We start from the raw sequence: 21,121 nt of genomic DNA, 5'->3' as shown, positions 1-21,121 counted from the left end.
GTCCCCGGACGACGCACCCCGGGCGGGTGCCTCCATCTCGCAGGCCCGCACGCACGCCGTGGCGCAGGTGCGCCTCCCGGTGCGACCCGAGCACGCGGGGATCGAGCCGTACGGGGCCCCGCAGCTCGACGTGCCCGTCCTGCTCAACGTCAACGAGAACCCCTACGCGCCCTCGGCCGAGGTCGTGGCGACCATCGCCGCGGACGTCGCCGAGGCCGCTGCCACGCTCAACCGCTACCCCGACCGCGACTTCCTCGGCCTGCGCCAGGACCTCGCCGACTACCTCGCGGGGGAGTCGGGCGTGCGCGTTGCCCCCGAGCAGGTCTGGGCCGCGAACGGCTCCAACGAGGTCATGCTCCACCTGCTCCAGGCCTTCGGCGGACCCGGGCGCACCGCTCTGTCGTTCGCGCCGACCTACTCGATGTACCCCGAGTACGCCCGCGACACCTCGACCGCCTGGGTGACGGGGCGGCGTGCGGAGGACTTCACGCTCGACCCCGAGGCCGCGCGCGCAGCGATCGTCGCGCACGCCCCCTCGGTGATCCTCCTGGCCAGCCCCAACAACCCGACGGGCACGGCGCTGACACGCGAGGTCGTCGAGGCCGTGTGCGAGGCGGCGCTCGCGGTCACCCCGCACGGCGCCGAGCCGGGGACCTCGGCCGTCGTCGTGGTCGACGAGGCCTACGGAGAGTTCCGCCGCGCGGGCGTCCCCTCGGCGCTCGAGCTGCTCGAGCGCTACCCCAACCTCGCGGTCTCGCGCACCATGTCCAAGGCGTTCGCGCTCGCGGGTGCACGCGTCGGCTACCTCGCCGCGTCGACCACGCTGGTCGACGCGCTGCGCGTCGTGCGCCTGCCGTACCACCTGTCGGCGGCGACCCAGGCGGTCGCGCGCGCTGCCCTCAAGCACTCGTCCTCGCTGCTGGCCCAGGTCGACGCGCTGCGGGCCGAGCGGGACGCGACCGTGACCTGGCTGCGGGCCCAGCGCCCCGCGGCCCTGGGCGGCGCCCCGCTGCAGGTCGCCGACTCGGACGCGAACTTCGTCCTGTTCGGTACCTTCCCGGACCGCCACGCGGTCTGGCAGGGCCTGTTGGATCGAGGCGTCCTCATCCGGGAGACTGGTCCCGAAGGTTGGCTGCGGGTGTCGATCGGCACACCGCAGGAGATGACGGCGTTCAAGGACGCCCTGGTGGAGGTGGCAGGACTGTGAAGCGCACCGCGCGCATCGAGCGCGCGACGTCGGAGTCGAGCGTGCTCGTCGAGCTGGACCTCGACGGGACCGGGAAGACGGACATCTCGACGACCGTCCCGTTCTACGACCACATGCTGACGGCCCTCGGCAAGCACTCGCTCATCGACCTCACGGTCCGGGCCACGGGCGACACGCACATCGACGCGCACCACACGGTCGAGGACGTCGCGATCACGATCGGCGAGGCGCTCAAGATCGCGCTCGGCGACAAGGCGGGCATCTCCCGCTTCGGCGACGCCATGGTGCCGCTCGACGAGGCGCTCGCGCTCGCGGTCGTCGACGTCTCGGGCCGCCCGTACCTCGTGCACGAGGGCGAGCCCGCGGGCCAGGAGTACCACCTGATCGGCGGGCACTTCACGGGGTCGCTCACGCGCCACGTGCTCGAGTCGATCGCGCACCACGCCGCGATCTGCATCCACGTGCGCGTGCTCTCGGGCCGCGACCCCCACCACATCGTGGAGGCGCAGTTCAAGGCCCTCGCCCGTGCGCTGCGCGTCGCCGTGGCGCCCGACGCCCGGGTCGACGGCATCCCGTCGACCAAGGGCGCGTTGTGAGCCCCGAGCCCATGACCCCCGCACAGCCCGACGGGTCCGAGGGCGGCCACGAGCCCAGCCACGGACCCGTCGACCAGCCCCGCGGCGACCACACGCCGCGGACGACCGAGACGGACGACATGACCACCCCGCAGAACCCCGAAGAGCCCGAGCTGGACCTGGTGATCCCGGACGACATCTCGAGCCTGCTCTCCCCGTCCTCCGACCCCGAGCTCGCGGTCCTCGTGACCCAGATCGCGGGTGCCGAGCCCCTGGCGGCCGCCTGCTCGCTCGCGCAGCTCGAGATCGACGCCGTGCCCACCGAGATCGGTGCGCTGGCGGTCCTGCGCGACCTGTCGGGCGACGCGCCGCAGCGTGCCGCGGCCGCCGTCTCGACCCTCGTCAAGGGCGTCCCGCTCATCCTGCTCACGCGCCGCGGCGAGCAGCTCAGCGCGACGCGCTGGCAGGACGGCGTCGAGGGCGACGTGCTCGCCCCGGGGCTCGTGCTCGGCGGTGCGCCCGAGGAGCTCGAGGACCTCGTCACGGGCCAGACGACCGTCGCCGAGCTCTCGGGAGTCGTCCCGAGCTCGGGGATCTCGCGCTGGAAGGCCATGCGCCTGCTGACGTCGACCGCCCGCAAGGCGCGCAAGAAGTGAGCGTCGGACCCGCGGTCGTCGTCCTCGACTACGGCTTCGGCAACGTCCGCTCGGCCGTCCGTGCGCTCGAGCGGGTCGGGGCGCAGGTCGAGCTCACGGCCGACCGGGCGCGCGCCTCGGAGGCCGACGGGCTCGTCGTCCCGGGCGTGGGCGCGTTCGCTGCCGTCATGGCCGGGCTCAAGGCCGTGCGGGGCGACCAGATCGTCGAGCGCCGCCTGGCCGGCGGCCGTGCGGTGCTCGGGATCTGCGTCGGCATGCAGGTCATGTTCGACGAGGGCGACGAGCACGGGACCCTCACCGAGGGGCTCGGCGAGTGGCCCGGCATCGTCGACCGCCTCGACGCGCCCGTCGTCCCGCACATGGGCTGGGACACCGTCCAGGTGCCCGAGGGCTCGGTGCTCTTCGACGGCATCGCCGACGAGCGCTTCTACTTCGTGCACTCGTACGCGGCCCGCCGCTTCCCGCTCGGGGTCGACGAGCCCGTGGGGCCCGCGTTCCGCGCCCCGCTCGTCACCTGGTCCGACCACGGGGGCCCGTTCGTCGCGGCCGTCGAGAACGGCCCGCTGAGCGCGACCCAGTTCCACCCGGAGAAGTCCGGCGACGCCGGTGCGGCCCTCCTGGAGAACTGGGTCCGCTCGCTCTGAACCGTCCCGGGTAGGGTCCACGACCCTGCCTGACCCTCCCTCTCGTCCATCGTTCTCGTGCATTCCCTCGGAAGGACCCCTCATGACCGATCGTCTCGTCCTGCTGCCCGCCGTCGACGTCGCCGCCGGGCAGGCGGTGCGCCTCGTCCAGGGGGAGGCCGGCTCGGAGACCTCGTACGGCGACCCGCTGTCGGCCGCTCTCGACTGGCAGGCCGGGGGAGCCGAGTGGGTGCACCTCGTCGACCTCGACGCGGCCTTCGGTCGCGGGTCCAACGCCGAGCTGCTGGCCGACGTCGTCGCGCGCCTCGACGTCAAGGTCGAGCTCTCGGGGGGCATCCGTGACGACGAGTCGCTCGCTCGCGCCCTGGCGACGGGTTGCTCGCGCGTCAACCTGGGAACGGCCGCCCTCGAGAACCCCGAGTGGACCGCGAAGGTCATCGCCGAGCACGGCGACGCGATCGCCGTCGGGCTCGACGTGCGCGGCACGACCCTCGCGGCGCGCGGCTGGACCCAGGAGGGCGGTGACCTCTGGGAGGTCCTCGAACGTCTCGACGCGGCCGGTTGCTCGCGCTACGTCGTGACCGACGTGACCAAGGACGGGACGCTGCGCGGCCCGAACGTCGACCTGCTGCGCGAGGTCGCCTCGCGCACCGACGCGCCCGTGATCGCCTCGGGCGGGATCTCGAGCCTGGCGGACCTCGAGGCGCTGCGCGCCCTGGTCGGCGAGGGCATCGAGGGTGCGATCGTCGGCAAGGCGCTCTACGCGGGTGCCTTCACGCTGCCGCAGGCCCTCGACGTGGCAGGCCGTCCGTGACCTCGGACCCGCACGCCGGTCACGCCCACGCGTCCGAGCACGGTGCGGCGCCGCTGTCGAAGGGCAAGGCGCTGCCGCCGTCCTCCGGTTTCTCCGGGGACGACGGCTCGGCCGACCCGGCGCTGACCGCGGTCCTCGCGGCGTTCGTCGAGGGCGGGGCGAGCCTGACCCAGGTCGTCGCGCAGCTCGGCCGCTCGCGCCTGCTGATCCCGATCCTCGCCGAGCTCGTCACGGCGGGCGAGGGTGAGCACGGGCAGAAGGTCGACAAGGAGGCCGCGGCCGGTGTCGTCGCGCTCGAGGCCCCCGACGGCCGGCGTGCGCTCCCGGTGTTCTCGAGCGTCGCGAGCATGGCCGCCTGGCGGCCCGACGCTCGCCCGGTCCCCGTGGACGCGCCGCGCGCCGCGCTGTCGGCCGTGAGCGAGGACTGGTCGCTGCTGGTCCTCGACCCGTCGGGCCCGGTCACGGTCCTGATCCCGCGTCCCGCGGTGTGGGCGCTCGCGCAGGGCAAGGAGTGGGCCCCGGCCGTGGCCGACGGTCAGGTCGTGGAGGACGTCGCGGACGCGATCGCGGGCGCGGTCTCGGGAGTCGAGCACGTCGCGGCCGTCCGCGCCGAGACGGGGCGCAGCGCCGAGGTCGCGGTCGTCCTGGCGATCGACTCGGGCCTGGACCGACGAGGTCTCGACGCGGTCCTGGCCCAGGTCAACGCGGCCCTCGCGGGCAGCGACGTGATCTCCGAGCGCGTCGACTCGCTCGAGCTGCGCATCGGCCGCGCCGACTGACCCAGCCGTGCTGCGCCGTCGGGCATCCTGCGAGCTGCCCGACGGCGCGGACCGCTCAGCGGCGGCGTCCCAGGACCCAGCCGCCCACCAGGGCGAGCACGACGGCCACGACCTGCCCCCCCAGGACGACCCTGTTGAGGTCGAGCGCGGGGTGCCACCGTGCACCGTCGGGGCCCACGACGTACACGCCCAGCGGGCGCACGCTCATGCCGTAGCCCCCGCCGCCGCCGGCCCCCTCGCCTGCGTCGGGAGCGGCGGCCGCGCCCTCGTCGCCCCGCTTCCCGGCGCCGTCCGCCGAGGATCCGACCCCGTACCCGTAGCCCGTGCCGGTGCCGCCCCACACCTTGGCCACCGGCACCACGAGCGTCCCGTCGCGCTCGTAGGCCTCACCGAAGACCTTGCGCACCGAGAAGGCGTCGTTCGCCGCTCGCGTGACGAACGTGGGGTCGGGCCGTCCTGCCGTGCTCGCGTCGTTGCTCATGCTTCGCAGCCTACGAGCAGGCGGGCAAGGGTGCGAAGGCCGAGGTGTCGTCGAGCATCGACCGCAGCGTCGAGACCGGGACGAGCAGCGAGGCGTTGCTCGACTTCGCGTACACGACGCCGATCACCTCGCCGTCCGCGTTGAGCGCCGCGGAGCCCGAGCTGCCGGGCTCGACCTGCGCGTCGGTCACGAGGACCTCGCCGAGGTTCGAGTGCAGCGGGTCCGTGGTGGTGCCCACGACCGTGCCCTGAGTGACCGTGAGCTGCCCGCCCTCGGGGTATCCCACGACCGTCACGGCCTCGCCCTGGACCGGGTCGGCCGCGGCGAGGGTCGGGGCCGAGGGCAGGTCGTCGCTCGTGCGGACGATCGCGAGGTCCGCGAGACCCGCCGCGCTGGCGGTCTCGACCTTGATGTCGCGCCCGTCGTACGTCAGCACCTGGAGCGACTTGGAGCCCTCCACGACGTGCTTGTTCGTGATGAGCGTGCGGTCGTCGAGCGCGAACCCCGACCCGGTCGAGAGCGACGAGCACCCGACGTTGCGGATGCGTACGGCCATGCGCTTGACCGCGTCGAACCCGTCCGGGGAGAGGTTCTCCGAGCCCACGGGCTCGGCCTGCTGGGCGAAGCTGGGCACGACCGAGCTGGGCATGGGCTCGGGCAGCTCGGGCAGCACCCCGCAGCCCGTGACCAGGGCCGCGAGCAGCGGGACGCCCGCGAGCAGCGCGGCCGGTCGCCGCGGGCGGCGACGCCCGGCGGTCGTCGGCCTCACTTGTTGAGCTCCTTCTGGAGCTCGGTGTTCGCGTCGGTCGCGGCCTTGCACAGCCCGTCGACCTGGGTCGCGAACCGGGCGAGGTCGTCGGGGTTGTAGGCGTCGCGGTTGTTGAGGTAGCCGATGAGCTCGTCCTGCGCCGTGGTGCACTGCCCGAGGGCGGCGGCGACCGTGCCGGCGGCCTCGGAGATGCGGGCCTGGTAGTCGAGGTACTGCTGCGAGGCCACGTTCTCGTCGCCGAGCTGCGCCTTCTCGTTCGCGAGCTCGGTGATGCGCTCCTGCGTGGTCGCGAGCTGCGTGCGGGCCGACTCGAGCTCGGTGTTGGCGCCGTCGAGGTCGGCCGTGAGCTGGGCGACGTCCTCGCCCAGCCCCCGCGCCTCGGACTCCCACTGCGCGCTGCGGTCCTGCCAGCTCAGCGTCGTGACCAGGAGGTACGCACCGAGGCCGAGCGACGCGAGCAGCGCGAGGCTCAGGACCACGATCGCGACGGTCTTGCCGCGCCCCGGGCGGCCGCGCTTCGCGCTGCCCGACGGGGGGCCGCCGGTGGGGCCCGCAGGGCCCGCACCGGGCAGCGTGGCCGCTGCCTGGTAGGCGGACATCTGCGGGGAGACGTCGTCGGAGGCCCAGGGCTGTGCCGGCGCCGGGGTCTGCGCCTGCGCCGGCGGGACACCGGGAGGTGCGGGCGGGGGAGGGGTCGCCCGACCGTCGGGCGGGGGCACGACGCCGTGGCCCCCGTGCGCGCTGGACGGCGGGGGAGGCGTCGGCTGCCCGCCCGACGGGGTGCTCAACTGACCGCGCCCGTGTACTTCTCGCCCGGGCCCTCGCCGAGGGCGTCGGGGTAGACCGAGGCCTCGCGGAACGCGAGCTGGAGCGTGCGCAGGCCGTCGCGCAGCGAGCGTGCGTGCTGGTTGCCGATGTCCGGGGCGGACGCGGTCACGAGGGCGGCGAGCGCGTTGATGAGCTTGCGCGCCTCGTCGAGGTCCAGGTGACCCTTCTCGGCGGCGTCCTCGGCCAGGCCGCACTTGACGGCCGCGGCGCTCATGAGGTGGACCGCGGCCGAGGTGATGACCTCGACGGCCGCGACGTCCGCGATGTCCCGGGTGGCGTCCTGGGTGGTGGGGTCGTTCTCGGTTGTCATGGCTCCATCCTTCCAGAGCATGGGCTGTGCGGGGACCCCGGGCGGCCCGTCGCCGGCCCGGGCCCGGCCCGGGGGGACACGGCCGGTCGAGGCGGGCTGCGCCGTCGGGCCTCGCGCGCCTCGCGATAGGAATAGTGTGCCAAGCGCTGACCTGGCAGGTGCTCGCCACGGCGGGCGGGCGGCGGCCGCACGCCCGGAGGCCGGGCCCGCTGAGCGGACCCGGCCTCCGGGGTGGTGCACAGGGCTCCTGCCCGACGACGTCGCGCCGGTCAGGGGACCCGCGTCAGGAGTGCGCGGGCTCCGACGTGACGCCGTCCTCGTCCGCAGCGAGCGGAGCGGCCTCGAGGGCGCTGCGCAGGGCCGCCCCGAGGTTCGCGTCCACGTTCGTCCAGTACTGGATCGCGCGCTCACGGATCACAGGGCTCTGGACACCGCCGACGGCACCCGTGATGGTCTCGAGGAAGCGAGCCTTGGCCGCGTCGTCGAACACCTCGCGGTAGAGCGTGCCGGCCTGGCCGAAGTCGTCGTCCTCGGCGTGCAGCGTCGCCGCGGCCCGCGTCAGCTCACCGTCCGACTCCCACGAGCCGACCCCGGCGCGCGCCTCGTCGGCCACGGGGCCGCCCAGGCTGTTGGGGGCGTAGACCGGCGTCGAGGGGGAGTTGAACCCGTGACGCTGGGCGCCGTCCTGCGAGTAGTTGTGCACCGGCGCGGCGTGCGGCGAGTTGACCGGGATCTGGTTGTAGTTGGTGCCCACGCGGTAGCGCTGCGCGTCCGGGTAGGAGAACACGCGGGCCATGAGCATCTTGTCGGGGCTGATGTCGATGCCCGGGACCGTGTTGGCGGGCGAGAACGCCGCCTGCTCGATCTCCGCGAAGAAGTTCTGCGGGTTGCGGTTGAGCGTGTGCGTCCCGACCTTGATGAGCGGGTAGTCGGCGTGCGGCCAGACCTTCGTCAGGTCGAACGGGTTGAAGCGGTACGTCTTGGCGTCCTCGTACGGCATGACCTGGACGTGCAGGTCCCACGACGGGAAGTTGCCGGCCTCGATGGCCTCGTACAGGTCGCGACGGTAGTAGTCGGCATCGGCGCCCGCGATGAGCTCGGCCTCCGAGCCCTCCATCTCGACATTGCCCTGGTTCGACGTGAAGTGGTACTTGACCCAGAAGCGCTCGCCCGCCGCGTTGATCCACTGGTAGGTGTGCGAGCCGAAGCCCGGCATCTCGCGCCACGAGCGCGGCAGGCCACGGTCACCCATGAGGTAGGTCACCTGGTGCGCGGACTCGGGGGACAGGGTCCAGAAGTCCCACTGCATGTCTGCGTCGCGCAGACCCGAGCCCGGCAGGCGCTTCTGCGAGTGGATGAAGTCCGGGAACTTGATGCCGTCCCGGATGAAGAAGACGGGGGTGTTGTTGCCGACGATGTCGTAGTTGCCCTCGGTCGTGTAGAACTTCACCGAGAAGCCGCGCACGTCGCGCCAGGTGTCGGGGGAGCCCTGCTCGCCCGCGACGCTCGAGAAGCGCTGGAGGGTCTCGGTCCGCGCGCCCGGCTGGAACACGGCCGCACGCGTGTAGGCCGAGACGTCCTCGGTCACGACGAACTCGCCGAACGCGCCGCCGCCCTTGGCGTGGACGATGCGCTCCGGGATGCGCTCGCGGTTGAACTGCGCGAGCTTCTCGACCAGGTAGCGGTCGTGCAGCGCGGTCGCGCCGTCCGCCCCGGAGGTCAGGGAGTGGGCGTCGCTCGGGACGGGGGTGCCCGTCTGCGTGGTGGTGAAGGGGGTGTTCGTCATCGTCTTCTCCTTCAGGTGAGGGGCTCTGGGCCCCGTGCCTGCTCGTGGGTAGGGGGCGGTAGGGAGGACAGGTGCTCCGGGGAGCGGTGGGGGGCTCGGGGTGGCCGTGGTGCGGTGGCGGGCGTCAGGCCGCGCAGTCGGGGCACAGGCCCCAGTACGTGACCTCGGCCGTGTCGATCGTGAAGCCGTTGTTCCCGCTCGGTGTCAGGCAGGGTGCGTGACCGACCGCGCAGTCGATGTCGGCGACCGCGCCGCACGAGCGGCACACGACGTGGTGGTGGTTGTCGCCCAGCCTGCGCTCGTAGCCCGCCGGGTGGCCCGCCGGCGCGATCCGCCGGAGCAGACCGTGGTCCGTGAGCGCGTTCAGGACGTCGTAGACCGCCTGGACGGACACCGACCCGAGGGCCTCGCGGGTGGCCCGCAGGACGTCGTCCGCGTCGGCGTGCTGCTGCCGGGTCACGACGTCGAGCACCGCCAGACGGGCAGCCGTGACGCGGAGCCCGCTGTCGCGGAGCTCGGTCTCGTGGTCCGCGGGGCGGAGCGTCTTGTCGATCGGCACGGTCCTACTCTAACCACACTTTCTGGAAGAGTTCCAACAATGGAGGGTGTCCAGTGCGTGTCGTCGACGTGAACGCTCGTCGCGCCCCGCGGGGCGGCGCGGATCGTGGGTGGGTCGGGCGGGCCGGGCATCCGCCCTGCGGTGACGAAGGCTCCGGCCGGTGCGTGCTATTGTTGGTCGCTGACCGACCCGTAGGTTCTTGTCGAGGCTCCAGCAGGCGCTTCGAGAGACGTACGGGTGCGCAAAGTGGATTCCATCCCACCTGAGCTTCAACTGCTGACGATCGTCACGACAGAGGCCGGGTCTCGGTCCGGAGCGTCGCCGTTCTTCACGGTGACGCGACGGTGTGTTCGTCGCACCCGCGACGACCCGATCGATGGCCTCCTCCCTGCGCTCTGGGACGGGGGCCTTTCCCGTTCCTGGTGGTCTACCGACGACTTCCTAGGAGCATCACATCAGCGAGCCTCGCATCAACGATCGGATCCGTGTCCCCGAGGTCCGACTTGTCGGCCCAGGTGGGGAGCAGGTCGGCGTCGTCCGCATTGAGGTCGCCCTGAGCCTTGCCCAGGACGCTGACCTCGACCTGGTGGAGGTCGCCCCCGACGCACGCCCGCCGGTGTGCAAGCTCATGGACTTCGGCAAGTTCAAGTACGAGTCGGACATGAAGGCCCGTGAGGCTCGCCGCAACCAGGCGAACACGGTCCTCAAGGAGATCCGTTTCCGTCTGAAGATCGACCCGCACGACTACGGCACCAAGAAGGGCCACGTCGAGCGCTTCCTCGCAGCGGGCGACAAGGTCAAGGTCATGATCATGTTCCGCGGCCGTGAGCAGTCGCGCCCGGAGATGGGTATCCGTCTCCTGCAGCGCCTCGCGGAGGACGTCGCGGAGCTCGGCTTCGTCGAGAGCGCGCCCAAGCAGGACGGGCGCAACATGATCATGGTGCTCGGCCCGGTCAAGAAGAAGGCCGAAGCCAAGAACGAGCAGCGTCGTCGCGCCCAGGAGGCCGAGCCTCGTCAGACGAAGTCGGCCGCCAAGGCCGCCCCCGTCGAGGTCTCCGAGGAGCCCGCGGACGGCAACGACGTGCCTTTCGAGGTACAGGTCGCCGAGGCCGCGGAGATGGTCGCTTCCGCCGAGGCCGCTGCTGCGGTCAAGGCTGCTGCCGCTCCCGAGCCCGCACCGGCGCCCGTCGCCGAGGCCGCTCCCGCAGCAGCCCCCAAGGCAGCAGCGCCCCGCGCTTCTGCACCCAAGGCCGCGCCTCGCACCTCGGCTCCCAAGGCTCCTGCAGCCCCCAGGACTGCTGCTCCGGCCGCGCCGGCTGCCGCGCCCAAGCCCGTCTCGGCCCCCAAGCCGATCGCGGTGCCGAAGCCGGCCGCCATGCCCAAGCCTCCGGCCCCGCGGCCGGCAGCGCCCAAGCCCGGCACGGCTGCCAAGCCGAAGCCCGGCGGCAAGCCCAGCTGACCAACTGACACCGAGCCAGGCCCACCGGCCCCGGCCCGAACACGTCGGGTCCCTCCCGGGATCTCGACCAGACAAAGGAGAAACGGCAGCCATGCCGAAGAACAAGACGCACTCCGGCGCCAAGAAGCGGTTCCGCATCACCGGCAGCGGCAAGGTCATGCGCGAGCAGGCCAACAAGCGCCACCTGCTCGAGCACAAGTCGAGCACGCGCACGCGTCGCCTGTCTGCTGACCAGGTCGTCGCCCCCGCAGACGTCAAGAAGATCAAGAAGCTGCTCGGTAAGTGATCTGCCTGGTGGTCGCACCCCGGTGCTGATCATCGCTGAATCCCTACCTGAGCCCCGAACTGCAAGGAGCATCACGTGGCACGCGTGAAGCGGGCGGTCAACGCCCAGAAGAAGCGCCGTACAACTCTCGAGCGCGCTGCGGGTTACCGCGGCCAGCGTTCGCGTCTCTACCGGAAGGCGAAGGAGCAGGTCACCCACTCCCTCGTCTACTCCTACCGTGACCGCAAGGCGCGCAAGGGCGACTTCCGTCGTCTGTGGATCCAGCGCATCAACGCTGCGTCGCGCGCCCAGGGCCTGACGTACAACCGCCTCATCCAGGGCCTCAAGGCCGCTGGCATCGAGGTCGACCGTCGCGTGCTCGCGGACCTCGCGGTCAACGACGTGACCGTCTTCAACGCGCTCGTCCAGGCCGCCAAGGACGCGCTGCCTGCTGACGTGAACGCCCCCAAGGCTGCTGCCTGATCATCGAGCAGCGACTCTTCTCACCGGACGCCCGCACAGTGAACGATCTGTCCTCAGGTCGCCCCGTACCGTTCTCCCACCGCGTTCCCGAGGTCTGGAATCCTCGGAGCGACAGGGTCAAGGCGGTCCGGGCACTGTCCGGGCGTCCGGCGCGTCTGCGCCACCAGCAGTTCCTCGTCGAGGGACCGCAGGGGGTGCGCGAGGCCGTCCGGCACGGCGCGCACCTGGTGCGTGACGTGTACGTGACCCCGTCGGCAGCCGAACGCTACGCGGAGATCGTCGACGACGCCCTCGACCAGCGCCTGTACGTGCACCTCACGACGCCCGAGGCGTTCGAGGCCATGAGCCAGGACGCCCAGGGCATCCTGGCCGTGGTCCGGATCGAGCAGCTCACGCTCGACGACGTGCTCACGCGGCGTCCCCGGCTCGTCGCGGTCCTCGCGACCGTCCGCGACCCGGGCAACGCCGGGACGGTCGTCCGGGCGGCCGACGCCGCCGGGGCGGACCTGGTGGTGCTCGCGGGCGAGAGCGTCGACGTGCACAACCCCAAGGTCGTGCGTTCGACGGCGGGATCCCTGTTCCACCTCCCGGTCGTGACCGGTGCGGGTCTCGCGGAGACGGTCGACGCGCTGCGCGCCGCCGGGCTCACGGTCCTCGCAGCGGACGGCGGGGGCGACCACGACCTCGACGACCTCCTCGACGTGGCGGGCGCCGCGCCCACCGGCACACCCGACCTCGCCCGTCCCACCGCGTGGGTCTTCGGCAACGAGGCCTGGGGGCTGCCGCCCGAGGACCGCGAGCTGGCCGACGAGGTCGTGAGCGTTCCGCTCCGCGGCCTGGCCGAGTCGCTCAACCTCGCCACGGCCGCGACGGTGTGCCTCTACGCCTCGAGCAGGGCGCACCGACCGCGCACCACGGACGGGAACGCGTGAGGGGACGGTCGGTGCGTCTCTTCGCCGCCCTGTATCCCTCGGACGAGGCCCTCGCCCACCTCGACCTCGCGCTGTCAGCGCTCGGTGCGGTCGCGCTCGACGACGGTCGACCCTCGGTCCGCTGGACGCCGCGCGACCTCATGCACCTGACGGTCGCGTTCTTCGGCGAGGTCGCGGACGGGGCGGTCGACGACCTGGGGCGTGCCCTCGACGAGGTCGCGGAGGCGATCGAGCCCCTGACGCTGCACCTGCGCGGGGCCGGGACCTTCGAGGACCGCATCCTGTTCGCGGGGGTGGGTGGCGACGCGGAGGCGCTCCGTCGCCTGAGCGCCGCGACCGCGGAAGCGGCCTCCGACGTCGGGCTGCGCCTCGACCGGCGACCGCGCCAGCGCGCCCACCTGACCGTGGCGCGTGCCTCCGGGCCGCGCAAGAACGGCCGGCGCAAGACCGACCCGCGCCCCACGGGGCCGGGCCTCGCCGAGCTGGCGCACGCTCTCGCGGTCTACGAGGGACCGCGCTTCACGGCCGACGAGCTGTGCCTGGTCGAGTCGACCCCCGGGGCGGGGCGCAGCGGCGGCCCGCTCTACGAGGTCGTGCGGACGTCGCCGCTCGGCGTGCGTCGCTGACGAGCCGGGTCAGCCCTGGGCGCCGGCCCAGACGAACGCGGCGACCATGAAGCCGAGCAGCAGCCCGTACGCGCGGGTCCAGCCGCGCAGGGCGCCGGGCACAAGGAGAGCGTCCGTGCCACGGCGGGTCGTGACGTACCGGACGACCCAGGCCACGACGACCGCGACCGTCGAGACGCACAGGGCCATGCCTCCGGCCCCGACGGGCAGGAACACCGCCGCGTCGTCGAGCGTCAGCCCGCGCGCCGAGCACCTCCCGAGGTAGACCGCGCCCACCACGGCGCCGAGCACGAGCGCCCACCGAGCCGTCCGCCAGAACCCGGCGGGCGGCTCGTCGTCCGTCGTCGGGCGAGAGGCCGTCCGCCTCGTCCGTGCGGCCGGGGCGGCGTCGGGCCCACGCGCCTCGACCGAGCCCGACGGCGGAGCGTCCGGCGCGCGGTGGGGTGCGGCGTCCGCGGGGCGCGTCTCGGGTGGGGGAGCCGCCGGGCCGGTGAGCTCTGCGTCCCTGGTCGCCGAGAGCGGGTCGGGCGGGCCGGGAGTACCAGCGGGGTAGGTCGGCCAGGCGTCGTCCGGACCGTCGCGGCCCGGGCCGTACCGGTGGTGGTCCATGTCGCGCCGCCGTCTCACGTCGTCCAGTCCCTCACCGCCACCGCCGACCTCTCGGTATGCGCCTGGCAGCGCCGATCTGCGCCGCGCCGCACTCTCGCTCGCGTCCGGACCGAGGCTCCGTCGCGTCCGGACCGCGTGTGGGACGATGGGGACATGCAGCGCGATGATCGCCGATTTACGTGGCCCGCTCGAGGGCCGCGCGGCTGACGCTGCGCACGTCGACCACCGGTCGCCGCACGGCGGCCGCGGATCGACCGGTCGTGCCCCGGCGGGCGCTCTAGAATCTTCAGTTGGACGCGCGAGGTGACCTCTGCGCGTCCGGTCCCGATCCCGCCAGGAAGGCACGCATGTCCACCCCTGATCCGGTACAGCCCGCTGCGCCGTCGCCCCTCGACGGCCCCGCGCTCGAGGTCGTCCTCTCCGAGGCCCTCGCGGCCGTCGAGGCCGCCCGCGACCTCGACGAGCTGAAGTCGGTGCGTCTGCAGCACACCGGCGACCGCAGCGCCCTCGCTCTCGCCAACCGCCAGATCGGCCAGCTCGCCCCCGCCGACAAGGCTGCCGCGGGCAAGCTCCTCGGCCCGATCCGCGGGCGCCTCAACCAGGCGCTCGCCGCGCGCACCCAGGTCCTCGAGGCCGAGCGCGACGAGCGGGTCCTCGTCGAGGAGTCGGTCGACGTGACGCTGCCCGTCGACCGTGCCCCCTCGGGGGCACGTCACCCGCTCGAGACGCTCCAGGAGCGCGCGGCCGACTTCTTCACGGCCATGGGCTGGGAGATCGCCGAAGGCCCGGAGATCGAGGCCGAGTGGTTCAACTTCGACGCCCTGAACTTCGGTCCGGACCACCCGGCCCGTCAGATGCAGGACACGTTCTTCCTCCAGACCCCGGCGGGTCCGGACGGCGAGCCGGGCGAACCGTCGAACCTCGTGCTGCGCACGCACACGTCGCCGGTCCAGGCCCGCACGCTCCTCGAGCGCGAGCTGCCCGTGTACATCGCGTGCCCCGGCAAGGTGTTCCGCACCGACGAGCTCGACGCGACCCACACGCCCGTGTTCCACCAGGTCGAGGGCCTCGCAGTCGACAAGGGCCTGACCATGGCGCACCTGCTCGGCACCCTGGACCACTTCGCTAAGGCGATGTTCGGTCCCGAGGCCCGCACGCGCCTGCGCCCGTCGTTCTTCCCCTTCACCGAGCCCAGCGCCGAGATGGACCTGTGGTTCCCCCAGAAGAAGGGCGGGGCCGGCTGGATCGAGTGGGGCGGCTGCGGCATGGTCAACCCCAACGTCCTGCGCTCGGCGGGGATCGACCCCGAGGTCTACTCGGGCTTCGCGTTCGGCATGGGCATCGAGCGCACGCTCATGCTGCGCCACGGAATTGCTGACATGCACGACATGGTGGAGGGCGACGTCCGCTTCTCGACCCAGTTCGGAATGGGGATCTGATGCCGAACATCGTCATCGACTGGCTCGGCGAGCACGTCGAGCTGCCTGCTGACCTGACGGCCGAGACGCTGGCCGCCGCGCTCGTGAAGGTGGGCCTCGAGGAGGAGGCGATCCACGGGTCGTCCGTCACCGGCCCGCTCGTCGTGGGCCAGGTCGTCTCGGTCGAGCCCGAGGAGCAGAAGAACGGCAAGGTCATCAACTGGTGCCAGGTCGACGTCGGGGCGCACAACGTCGACGGCGTCCCCGTGACCGAGGGCGGGACGCCGCGCGGCATCATCTGCGGTGCGCACAACTTCGGCCCGGGTGACCGCGTCGTCGTCGCGCTGCCTGGGGCCGTGCTGCCCGGACCGTTCCCCATCGCGAGCCGCAAGACCTACGGCCACGTCTCGGACGGCATGATCTGCTCGGCCAAGGAGCTCGGCCTGGGGCAGGACCACGACGGCATCATCGTGCTCGACCGCTACGGGTACTCCCCGGAGATGGGCTACGACACGACTCCCGGCACGGACGCGCTCGAGCTCCTGGGACTCGGTGACGAGGTCCTCGAGATCAACGTGACGCCGGACCGCGGGTACTGCTTCTCCTACCGGGGCGTCGCGCGCGAGTTCTCTCACTCCACGGGCGCGGCCTTCACCGACCGCGGCCTCCCGACGGGCGACCTGCCGGGCGTGACGCCCGACGGCTTCCCGGTCGAGGTCGAGGACGAGGCCCCGATCCACGGCGTGACCGGTTGCGACCGGTTCGTCACGCGCATCGTGCGGGGCATCGACCCGCAGGCGTCGACGCCGGCCTGGATGCAGCGACGCCTGACGCAGGCGGGCATGCGGCCCATCTCGCTCGCGGTCGACATCACGAACTACGTCATGCTCGACCTCGGTCAGCCGCTTCACGCCTACGACCTCTCGAAGGTCGCGGGCCCGATCGTCGTGCGCCGGGCGCACGCGGGGGAGCGGCTCACGACGCTCGACGGCGTCGACCGCCGCCTCGACGTCGAGGACCTCCTCATCACCGACTCGCCCGAGGGCTCTCGCGCGTCGCGGGTGCTCGGGATCGCGGGCGTCATGGGTGGGGCCTCGAGCGAGGTCGGCGAGAGCACGACCGACGTCCTGGTCGAGGCCGCGCACTTCGACCCGATCACCGTCGCGCGCTCGGCGCGTCGCCACAAGCTGCCCTCCGAGGCGGCCAAGCGCTTCGAACGTGGCGCCGACCCCGCGCTGCCGCCCGTCGCGGCCCAGCGCGTGGTGGAGCTGCTCGTCGAGCTCGGTGGAGGCACTGCGGACCCGGCGGTGAGCGACCTCAACACGGTCGCCCCCGTCACGCCCGTCGTCTTCCCGATCGGCGAGGCCGAGAGGCTCGTCGGGGTGGCGTACACCTCGGAGCAGGTCCGCGGCGTCCTCGTCGAGATCGGCTGCACGGTCCGCGACCTCGACGGCGGTACGACCCTCGAGGTCACCCCGCCCACGTGGCGCCCGGACCTGACCGGGGCCGCCGAGCTCGTCGAGGAGATCGCCCGCCTCGTCGGCTACGACAAGATCCCGTCGATCCTGCCGCCGGCCCCGGCCGGTCGTGGGTTGACGACAGCGCAGCAGCTTCGCCGCTCGGTCGCGCGCGCCCTCGCGGAGGCCGGGTTCGTCGAGACGCTGAGCTACCCGTTCGTGAACCCCCAGGCGCACGACGACCTGCGCCTGCCTGCGGACGACGAGCGCCGGCGCGCGCTGCGGCTGGTCAACCCGCTCGCGGACGACCACCCCGAGATGCGGACGAACCTGCTCACCACGTTGCTCGGCACGGTCAAGCGCAACGTGGGACGAGGCAACGCGGACCTCGCGATCTTCGAGATCGGCCTCGTGACCCGTCCGGTCGCCGGTGCTCCCGCCGCCCCGCAGCTGCCGGGCGGTGCTCGCCCGAGCGAGGCCGACCTGGCCACGCTGCAGGCAGCGGTCCCGCCGCAGCCGCGCCGTGTCGCGGGAGTCCTCACGGGGCAGCGCGAGGCGTCGGGCTGGTGGGGCGCCGGCCGCGCCGCGGACTGGACGGACGCGCTCGCGGCCGCCGAGCTCGTGGCCGAGCGTGCGGGCGTCGACGTGGTCGTCGTCGCCGACCACGACCACGCGCCGTGGCACCCGGGCCGGACGGCGAGGCTCGAGCTGTCGGACGGGACCGTCGTCGGGCACGCAGGTGAGCTGCACCCCAAGGTGCTCGAGACGCTCGGCCTGCCCGCGCGGACCGTCGCGTTCGAGGTCGATCTGGACGCCCTGATCGCCGCCGCCCCGGAGCAGCCGGTCCAGGCGGCTCCCGTCTCGTCGTTCCCGCTCGCGAAGGAGGACCTGGCGCTCGTCGTCGACGCCTCCGTGCCGGCCTCGGCCGTGCGTGCCGCGATCGAGGAGGGGGCGGGCGACCTGCTCGAGGACCTCGCGCTCTTCGACGTCTACACCGGCCCCCAGGTGGGCGAGGGCAAGAAGTCGCTCGCGTTCTCGCTGCGCCTGCGGGGCGCCGACCGCACGCTGACCGCGGAGGACTCCGCGGCCGTGCGCGCTGCAGCGGTCGCCGCGGCGCACGAGCAGCTCGGGGCCGAGCTCCGTGGCTGACGTCGTGAGCGTCGCCCCCGCGCGTACCGCCCTCGTCACGGGCGGTACGCGCGGGATCGGCCGTGCGGTCGTGCGGGGGCTCGCCGCGGCGGGCCTCCACGTCGCGGTCCTGGGCCGGGACGCGTCCCGCGTGGACGACGTCGTCGCGGAGGTCCGCGCGCTGGGTCGCCGGTCCGTGGGCCTGGTCGCGGACGTCTCCGAGGTCGCGGCGGTCGACGCGGCGGTCGCGCGCGCCGAGGCAGAGCTGGGCGGCATCGACCTCCTGGTCAACAACGCCGGGCGGATCGACGCCGAGGTCCCGCTGTGGGAGGCGGACCCCGACGAGTGGTGGTCCGTCATGGAGACCAACCTGCGCGGGCCGTTCCTGCTCTCTCGCGCGGTCGTCCCCGGGATGCTCGTCCGCGGCGGGGGCCGGGTGGTCGACCTCAACTCCGGTGCGGGCTCGCACGACATGAACGGCGCGACCGCGTACAACGCGAGCAAGACCGCGCTGCTCCGCATGGGCTCGAACCTGCACCTGTCGGGCCACGCCCTCGGTCTGCGCACGTTCGAGGTCTCGCCCGGAGTCGTCCAGACCGACCTGACGGCGTCCATGGACATGCACGTGGGGCGTACCGAGTGGACCCCGGTCGAACGGACGGTCGAGATGATCGTCGCGATCGCCCGTGGAGAGCTCGACGCGTGGTCGGGGACGTTCGTGCGCGTCACGCACGACACCCCGGAGCTGTTGCGGGCCGCTGCCTCGGGCACGCCGGGGGACGCGGACGCCGCGCCCGGTCCGGAGGCACGCCGACTGCGCGTGACGCGGTTCGGTGACGGAGACCCCATGCCGGGGGCGCTGCCGGCGCGCTGAGGAGAACTCCTCGCACCTCGACGAGACGGGCCGCTGTTCCTCCGGGAGCAGCGGCCCTTCTCGTCGTTCGTCGTGGCCAGGAGGTGGCCAGGTTCACCCCTCGGTTAGTTGAACTTTCTACTACTCATGGGGAATGCTCGAGGGGCACACCGACCCGGTCGGTGCGGACACCGCTGTTCTGCACCTGCAAGAACGAGCGAGAGGCCCTGCCCGGATGACGATCGACCACCCGACCCGGTACTGGAACGGCATGACGATCCCGGATGCGGGGACGTTCCTGCTGGACGAGGCCCACAAGCGGGTCGGGTTCCTCGGGAAGCACATGATGGTCTCCCCGGTCCGTGGCGAGCTCACGCGTGCGAGCGCCACGATCGTCGTCGGGGCCGACCCGCTCGCGTCGGCCGTCTCCGCGACCATGGACGCCACGAGCCTCACGACCCACCACGACGAGCGGGACGTGCACCTGCGCAGCCCTGACTTCCTGGACGTCGAGCGGTTCCCGACCGTCGACTTCCGCAGCACGTCGGTGCGCTGGCAGGGCCCGCAGGACGACGCCATGCTCAGCTGGGCGCGCCTGCGCAACCGTTCGCCCGAGCGCTCCGAGGTCCCTGCGGCCAGGATCCAGGGAGCGGGCGCGGGGCACTTCGTCGTGAGCGGTCTGCTCACGATCCGGGACGTCACCCTCCCGATCGACCTGACCATGCAGTTCGGCGGGGCGCGGCGCGACCCGTACGGTCGCGACATCTTCGGGTTCAGCGCCTCGGGCACGTTCGACCGCGAGGCCTACGGCCTCGTCTGGAACGTCGTGCTGGAGACCGGCGGGCTGCTGGTGGGCAAGAAGGTCGAGATCGAGATCGCCGGCGAGGCGATCCGGCAGGACTGAGACCCAGCAGGACCGAGATCCGGCAGGACCGAGAGGTTCGCCCGACGGCGCACGCGGTCAGCCCGTCAGGAGTGACGGCGTCCGCGGGAGGCCCCGAACGGCCCGCCCACGAACAGCCCCAGGCCGAGCACGAACCCGAAGTCGTACCAGTTCCCGTTGTTGTGGACCTCGTAGATGTTCACCGTGTCGGTGAACAAGGAGATCACGAACGTCACGGGCACGATGATGCCCTGCCACAGACCGAGCCAGAACCCCGCGGGACTGCCGTCCGCGGTGGGGGTGCCGACGTCGGGGTTGGGCCCAGGGGCGCAGGCCGCGAGCGCCAGCGCGGCGAGGACCAGTCCTGCGGCGAGGGCGATGCGTCGGCCTCGTGGTGACGTGAGCGCGGTGCGGTGGGACGTGACGTCCTGCGTCGGGTGCATGGCCGACCTCCTCGTGGCTGGACCGGACGGTCGCCCCCAGCATCCGCCGTGCCGCGCCCCGGCTCAACCGCAGGCTCGCCTCCGCCACCCGGCGCAGGCGCTGACCGCGAGTCGCTGCTGCACCTGGCCGGGCGGCCTCGGCACGACGTAGAGCGCCTCGTGGTGCGCTCCAGCATGACGTTCGTCGCGGTCCTGCTCCGACCTGTCGTCGGGGCGGGCGCGAGGCTCCGCGGTCAGGACAGGGGGCGTGTGCTCGTGGTGTCTGCCGCACGGACGCGGCGCACGCGTTGCCAGGTCTTCAGGGCACTGCGTGCTGCGCTCGCGACCGTGCTTCCGTTCGCGATGGCCGCGGTCTCCTCCGCAGGGTCTGCTGCGACGACGAGCAGCGGCTCGTGGACCAGGTCGCTCCCGGTGCGCCCGAGGGCACGGACCGCCCAGTACCGGGTTCTGGTGTCCGGACTGGCGGCCTGGTCGAGGAGCCAGGTCGTCTGGTCGGGCTCGATCGCGCCCAGGGCGTTCGACACGTAGCCCAGGAGCCCGAACCGAGGCTCGACGAGCTCGCGGCGCAGCCCGAGCGCGGCCCCGGACCCGCCGAGGTCGGCAAGGGCAGCGGCCGCGCTCTCCCGGACGCGGTGGTCCGTGTCGCCGAGCACGTCGACGAGGGTCGGCACGGCCTCGTGCGCCCCCAGGACGTCGAGCACCTCGCAGCCGACCGTCCGCTCGTAGGTGACTGGTGAGTCGAGCAGGGCGAGGGCGTAGGGCACGGCTCCCCGGAAGCCCGCGCGTCCGCAGGCTGCCGTGAGGTACCAGGGTGCCGACGCCCCGTTCTCGAGGGCGCGCAGCATCGCCGGCTCGAGCGACGCGTCGGCGAAGGCGTAGAGACGGTTGAGAGTCCGCTCGAACGTGCTGATCGGGAACCGCTCGAAGCGCAGCACGACGTCGCGCAGGGCGTCGGCGGCCTCCCGGTCGCCGGCCAGGGCGCGTTCGGCGGCGGCGTCGACAGCGTCCTCGTCGACCGCGGGATCCGGGTCGAGGAGCCGGGCGAGCAGGTCGTCGGTCATCGCGAGGCCGAGCCGCGCGACGGACGCGGGTGGACGGGAACGCTGAGAACCATGGGGCGAGCATAGGGGGCCGGCCGACCGCCGGGTCTCCTCCGA

At 72.9% G+C, this 21,121-nt stretch carries 24 protein-coding genes; 15 read left to right on the top strand and 9 right to left on the bottom strand.

All coding sequences use genetic code 11. From position 1 onward, the window contains the following. Positions 1–58 precede the first annotated feature (58 nt). From ACFWGN_RS08945 to ACFWGN_RS08920, 6 genes are all read left to right on the top strand, one after another. Positions 59–1,207, top strand: a complete 1,149-nt coding sequence (locus ACFWGN_RS08945) for a histidinol-phosphate transaminase (RefSeq protein WP_191804125.1) — start codon at positions 59–61, stop codon at positions 1,205–1,207. Beyond that, positions 1,204–1,803, top strand: coding sequence for an imidazoleglycerol-phosphate dehydratase HisB (hisB, locus tag ACFWGN_RS08940; protein WP_377616566.1), 600 nt, complete (start codon positions 1,204–1,206; stop codon positions 1,801–1,803). Before ACFWGN_RS08945 ends, hisB begins: the two co-directional genes overlap by 4 nt. A gap of 11 nt (positions 1,804–1,814) precedes the next feature. Continuing rightward, positions 1,815–2,438: a hypothetical protein gene (locus ACFWGN_RS08935; protein WP_377616565.1), complete on the top strand. Its 624-nt coding sequence runs from the start codon at positions 1,815–1,817 to the stop codon at positions 2,436–2,438. After that, entirely contained in the window at positions 2,435–3,082 is a 648-nt protein-coding gene (gene hisH / locus ACFWGN_RS08930; RefSeq protein WP_191804046.1) for an imidazole glycerol phosphate synthase subunit HisH, read from the top strand. The genes ACFWGN_RS08935 and hisH overlap by 4 nt, the downstream gene beginning before the upstream one ends. 82 nt (positions 3,083–3,164) lie before the next feature. After that, positions 3,165–3,896 carry a bifunctional 1-(5-phosphoribosyl)-5-((5-phosphoribosylamino)methylideneamino)imidazole-4-carboxamide isomerase/phosphoribosylanthranilate isomerase PriA gene (gene priA / locus ACFWGN_RS08925; protein WP_056648878.1) on the top strand — a complete coding sequence of 244 codons (732 nt, stop codon included), beginning with the start codon at positions 3,165–3,167 and terminating at the stop codon, positions 3,894–3,896. A 53-nt stretch (positions 3,897–3,949) separates the two neighbouring features. After that, positions 3,950–4,675 (top strand): SseB family protein, encoded by a 726-nt coding sequence (locus tag ACFWGN_RS08920; protein WP_377616688.1) that lies wholly within the window; start codon positions 3,950–3,952, stop codon positions 4,673–4,675. A 55-nt stretch (positions 4,676–4,730) separates the two neighbouring features. Here ACFWGN_RS08920 and ACFWGN_RS08915 read toward each other — a convergent pair whose 3' ends face one another. From ACFWGN_RS08915 to ACFWGN_RS08890, 6 genes are all read right to left on the bottom strand, one after another. After that, entirely contained in the window at positions 4,731–5,156 is a 426-nt protein-coding gene (locus ACFWGN_RS08915) for a spore germination protein GerW family protein (protein WP_377616564.1), read from the bottom strand. Between the two features lie 10 nt (positions 5,157–5,166). Beyond that, positions 5,167–5,925 carry a trypsin-like peptidase domain-containing protein gene (locus tag ACFWGN_RS08910; protein ID WP_377616563.1) on the bottom strand — a complete coding sequence of 253 codons (759 nt, stop codon included), beginning with the start codon at positions 5,923–5,925 and terminating at the stop codon, positions 5,167–5,169. Continuing rightward, positions 5,922–6,713, bottom strand: coding sequence for a hypothetical protein (locus tag ACFWGN_RS08905; RefSeq protein ID WP_377616562.1), 792 nt, complete (start codon positions 6,711–6,713; stop codon positions 5,922–5,924). Before ACFWGN_RS08905 ends, ACFWGN_RS08910 begins: the two co-directional genes overlap by 4 nt. After that, entirely contained in the window at positions 6,710–7,063 is a 354-nt protein-coding gene (locus ACFWGN_RS08900; protein WP_056648882.1) for a DUF1844 domain-containing protein, read from the bottom strand. The genes ACFWGN_RS08905 and ACFWGN_RS08900 overlap by 4 nt, the downstream gene beginning before the upstream one ends. A gap of 283 nt (positions 7,064–7,346) precedes the next feature. After that, a complete protein-coding gene (locus ACFWGN_RS08895; protein WP_377616561.1) occupies positions 7,347–8,849 on the bottom strand; it encodes a catalase in 1,503 nt (500 codons plus the stop codon). A gap of 124 nt (positions 8,850–8,973) precedes the next feature. Continuing rightward, positions 8,974–9,408 carry a Fur family transcriptional regulator gene (locus ACFWGN_RS08890; protein WP_377616560.1) on the bottom strand — a complete coding sequence of 145 codons (435 nt, stop codon included), beginning with the start codon at positions 9,406–9,408 and terminating at the stop codon, positions 8,974–8,976. A 454-nt stretch (positions 9,409–9,862) separates the two neighbouring features. On the opposite strand from ACFWGN_RS08890, the gene infC reads away from it, so the two are divergent. The 5 genes from infC to thpR all read left to right on the top strand — a co-directional run bounded on the left by infC (position 9,863) and on the right by thpR (position 13,173). Then, a complete protein-coding gene (gene infC, locus ACFWGN_RS08885) occupies positions 9,863–10,867 on the top strand; it encodes a translation initiation factor IF-3 (RefSeq protein ID WP_191804137.1) in 1,005 nt (334 codons plus the stop codon). A 91-nt stretch (positions 10,868–10,958) separates the two neighbouring features. Then, positions 10,959–11,153, top strand: coding sequence for a 50S ribosomal protein L35 (gene rpmI, locus ACFWGN_RS08880; protein WP_030150472.1), 195 nt, complete (start codon positions 10,959–10,961; stop codon positions 11,151–11,153). Between the two features lie 75 nt (positions 11,154–11,228). Continuing rightward, positions 11,229–11,615: a 50S ribosomal protein L20 gene (rplT, locus tag ACFWGN_RS08875; protein ID WP_030150471.1), complete on the top strand. Its 387-nt coding sequence runs from the start codon at positions 11,229–11,231 to the stop codon at positions 11,613–11,615. Between the two features lie 38 nt (positions 11,616–11,653). Further along, on the top strand, positions 11,654–12,547 hold the full coding sequence (locus ACFWGN_RS08870; RefSeq protein ID WP_318244549.1) for an RNA methyltransferase: 894 nt from the start codon (positions 11,654–11,656) through the stop codon (positions 12,545–12,547). An 11-nt stretch (positions 12,548–12,558) separates the two neighbouring features. Further along, the gene (gene thpR, locus ACFWGN_RS08865; RefSeq protein ID WP_377616559.1) at positions 12,559–13,173 is read left to right on the top strand and encodes an RNA 2',3'-cyclic phosphodiesterase; all 615 of its coding nucleotides are present in this window, start codon (positions 12,559–12,561) and stop codon (positions 13,171–13,173) included. A gap of 9 nt (positions 13,174–13,182) precedes the next feature. On the opposite strand, the gene ACFWGN_RS08860 is transcribed toward thpR, so the two are convergent. After that, positions 13,183–13,782 carry a hypothetical protein gene (locus ACFWGN_RS08860; protein ID WP_377616558.1) on the bottom strand — a complete coding sequence of 200 codons (600 nt, stop codon included), beginning with the start codon at positions 13,780–13,782 and terminating at the stop codon, positions 13,183–13,185. Between the two features lie 347 nt (positions 13,783–14,129). On the opposite strand from ACFWGN_RS08860, the gene pheS reads away from it, so the two are divergent. From pheS to ACFWGN_RS08840, 4 genes are all read left to right on the top strand, one after another. Continuing rightward, a complete protein-coding gene (pheS, locus tag ACFWGN_RS08855; RefSeq protein WP_191804057.1) occupies positions 14,130–15,221 on the top strand; it encodes a phenylalanine--tRNA ligase subunit alpha in 1,092 nt (363 codons plus the stop codon). Next, positions 15,221–17,806 (top strand): phenylalanine--tRNA ligase subunit beta, encoded by a 2,586-nt coding sequence (gene pheT, locus ACFWGN_RS08850; RefSeq protein ID WP_377616557.1) that lies wholly within the window; start codon positions 15,221–15,223, stop codon positions 17,804–17,806. Before pheS ends, pheT begins: the two co-directional genes overlap by 1 nt. A 4-nt stretch (positions 17,807–17,810) precedes the next feature. Further along, positions 17,811–18,659, top strand: coding sequence for an SDR family NAD(P)-dependent oxidoreductase (locus tag ACFWGN_RS08845; RefSeq protein WP_377616556.1), 849 nt, complete (start codon positions 17,811–17,813; stop codon positions 18,657–18,659). A 214-nt stretch (positions 18,660–18,873) separates the two neighbouring features. Further along, on the top strand, positions 18,874–19,542 hold the full coding sequence (locus tag ACFWGN_RS08840) for a YceI family protein (protein WP_191804063.1): 669 nt from the start codon (positions 18,874–18,876) through the stop codon (positions 19,540–19,542). A 65-nt stretch (positions 19,543–19,607) separates the two neighbouring features. Here the strand turns inward: ACFWGN_RS08840 and ACFWGN_RS08835 are convergent, their stop codons facing one another. Then, entirely contained in the window at positions 19,608–19,964 is a 357-nt protein-coding gene (locus tag ACFWGN_RS08835) for a hypothetical protein (RefSeq protein WP_377616555.1), read from the bottom strand. Between the two features lie 233 nt (positions 19,965–20,197). Further along, positions 20,198–21,025, bottom strand: a complete 828-nt coding sequence (locus ACFWGN_RS08830; RefSeq protein ID WP_377616554.1) for a HEAT repeat domain-containing protein — start codon at positions 21,023–21,025, stop codon at positions 20,198–20,200. Positions 21,026–21,121 lie beyond the last annotated feature (96 nt).

It is taken from the genome of Oerskovia sp. NPDC060338 (genome assembly GCF_042726295.1).
GTDB lineage: Bacteria > Actinomycetota > Actinomycetes > Actinomycetales > Cellulomonadaceae > Oerskovia > Oerskovia merdavium.
Note: the sequence above shows the minus strand (reverse complement) of the source record. Positions and strands in the feature narration are given on the sequence as shown.

Bases quoted from the DNA above. Each gene is read 5' to 3' on its own strand.
- ACFWGN_RS08900 (WP_056648882.1), bottom strand. From the start codon at position 7,063: ATGACAACCGAGAACGACCCCACCACCCAGGACGCCACCCGGGACATC.
- ACFWGN_RS08835 (WP_377616555.1), bottom strand. From the start codon at position 19,964: ATGCACCCGACGCAGGACGTCACGTCCCACCGCACCGCGCTCACGTCA.
- rpmI (WP_030150472.1), top strand. From the start codon at position 10,959: ATGCCGAAGAACAAGACGCACTCCGGCGCCAAGAAGCGGTTCCGCATC.
- pheT (WP_377616557.1), top strand. From the start codon at position 15,221: ATGCCGAACATCGTCATCGACTGGCTCGGCGAGCACGTCGAGCTGCCT.
- pheS (WP_191804057.1), top strand. From the start codon at position 14,130: ATGTCCACCCCTGATCCGGTACAGCCCGCTGCGCCGTCGCCCCTCGAC.
- ACFWGN_RS08840 (WP_191804063.1), top strand. From the start codon at position 18,874: ATGACGATCGACCACCCGACCCGGTACTGGAACGGCATGACGATCCCG.
- ACFWGN_RS08895 (WP_377616561.1), bottom strand. From the start codon at position 8,849: ATGACGAACACCCCCTTCACCACCACGCAGACGGGCACCCCCGTCCCG.
- ACFWGN_RS08915 (WP_377616564.1), bottom strand. From the start codon at position 5,156: ATGAGCAACGACGCGAGCACGGCAGGACGGCCCGACCCCACGTTCGTC.
- ACFWGN_RS08860 (WP_377616558.1), bottom strand. From the start codon at position 13,782: ATGGACCACCACCGGTACGGCCCGGGCCGCGACGGTCCGGACGACGCC.
- ACFWGN_RS08935 (WP_377616565.1), top strand. From the start codon at position 1,815: ATGACCCCCGCACAGCCCGACGGGTCCGAGGGCGGCCACGAGCCCAGC.
- ACFWGN_RS08830 (WP_377616554.1), bottom strand. From the start codon at position 21,025: ATGACCGACGACCTGCTCGCCCGGCTCCTCGACCCGGATCCCGCGGTC.
- priA (WP_056648878.1), top strand. From the start codon at position 3,165: ATGACCGATCGTCTCGTCCTGCTGCCCGCCGTCGACGTCGCCGCCGGG.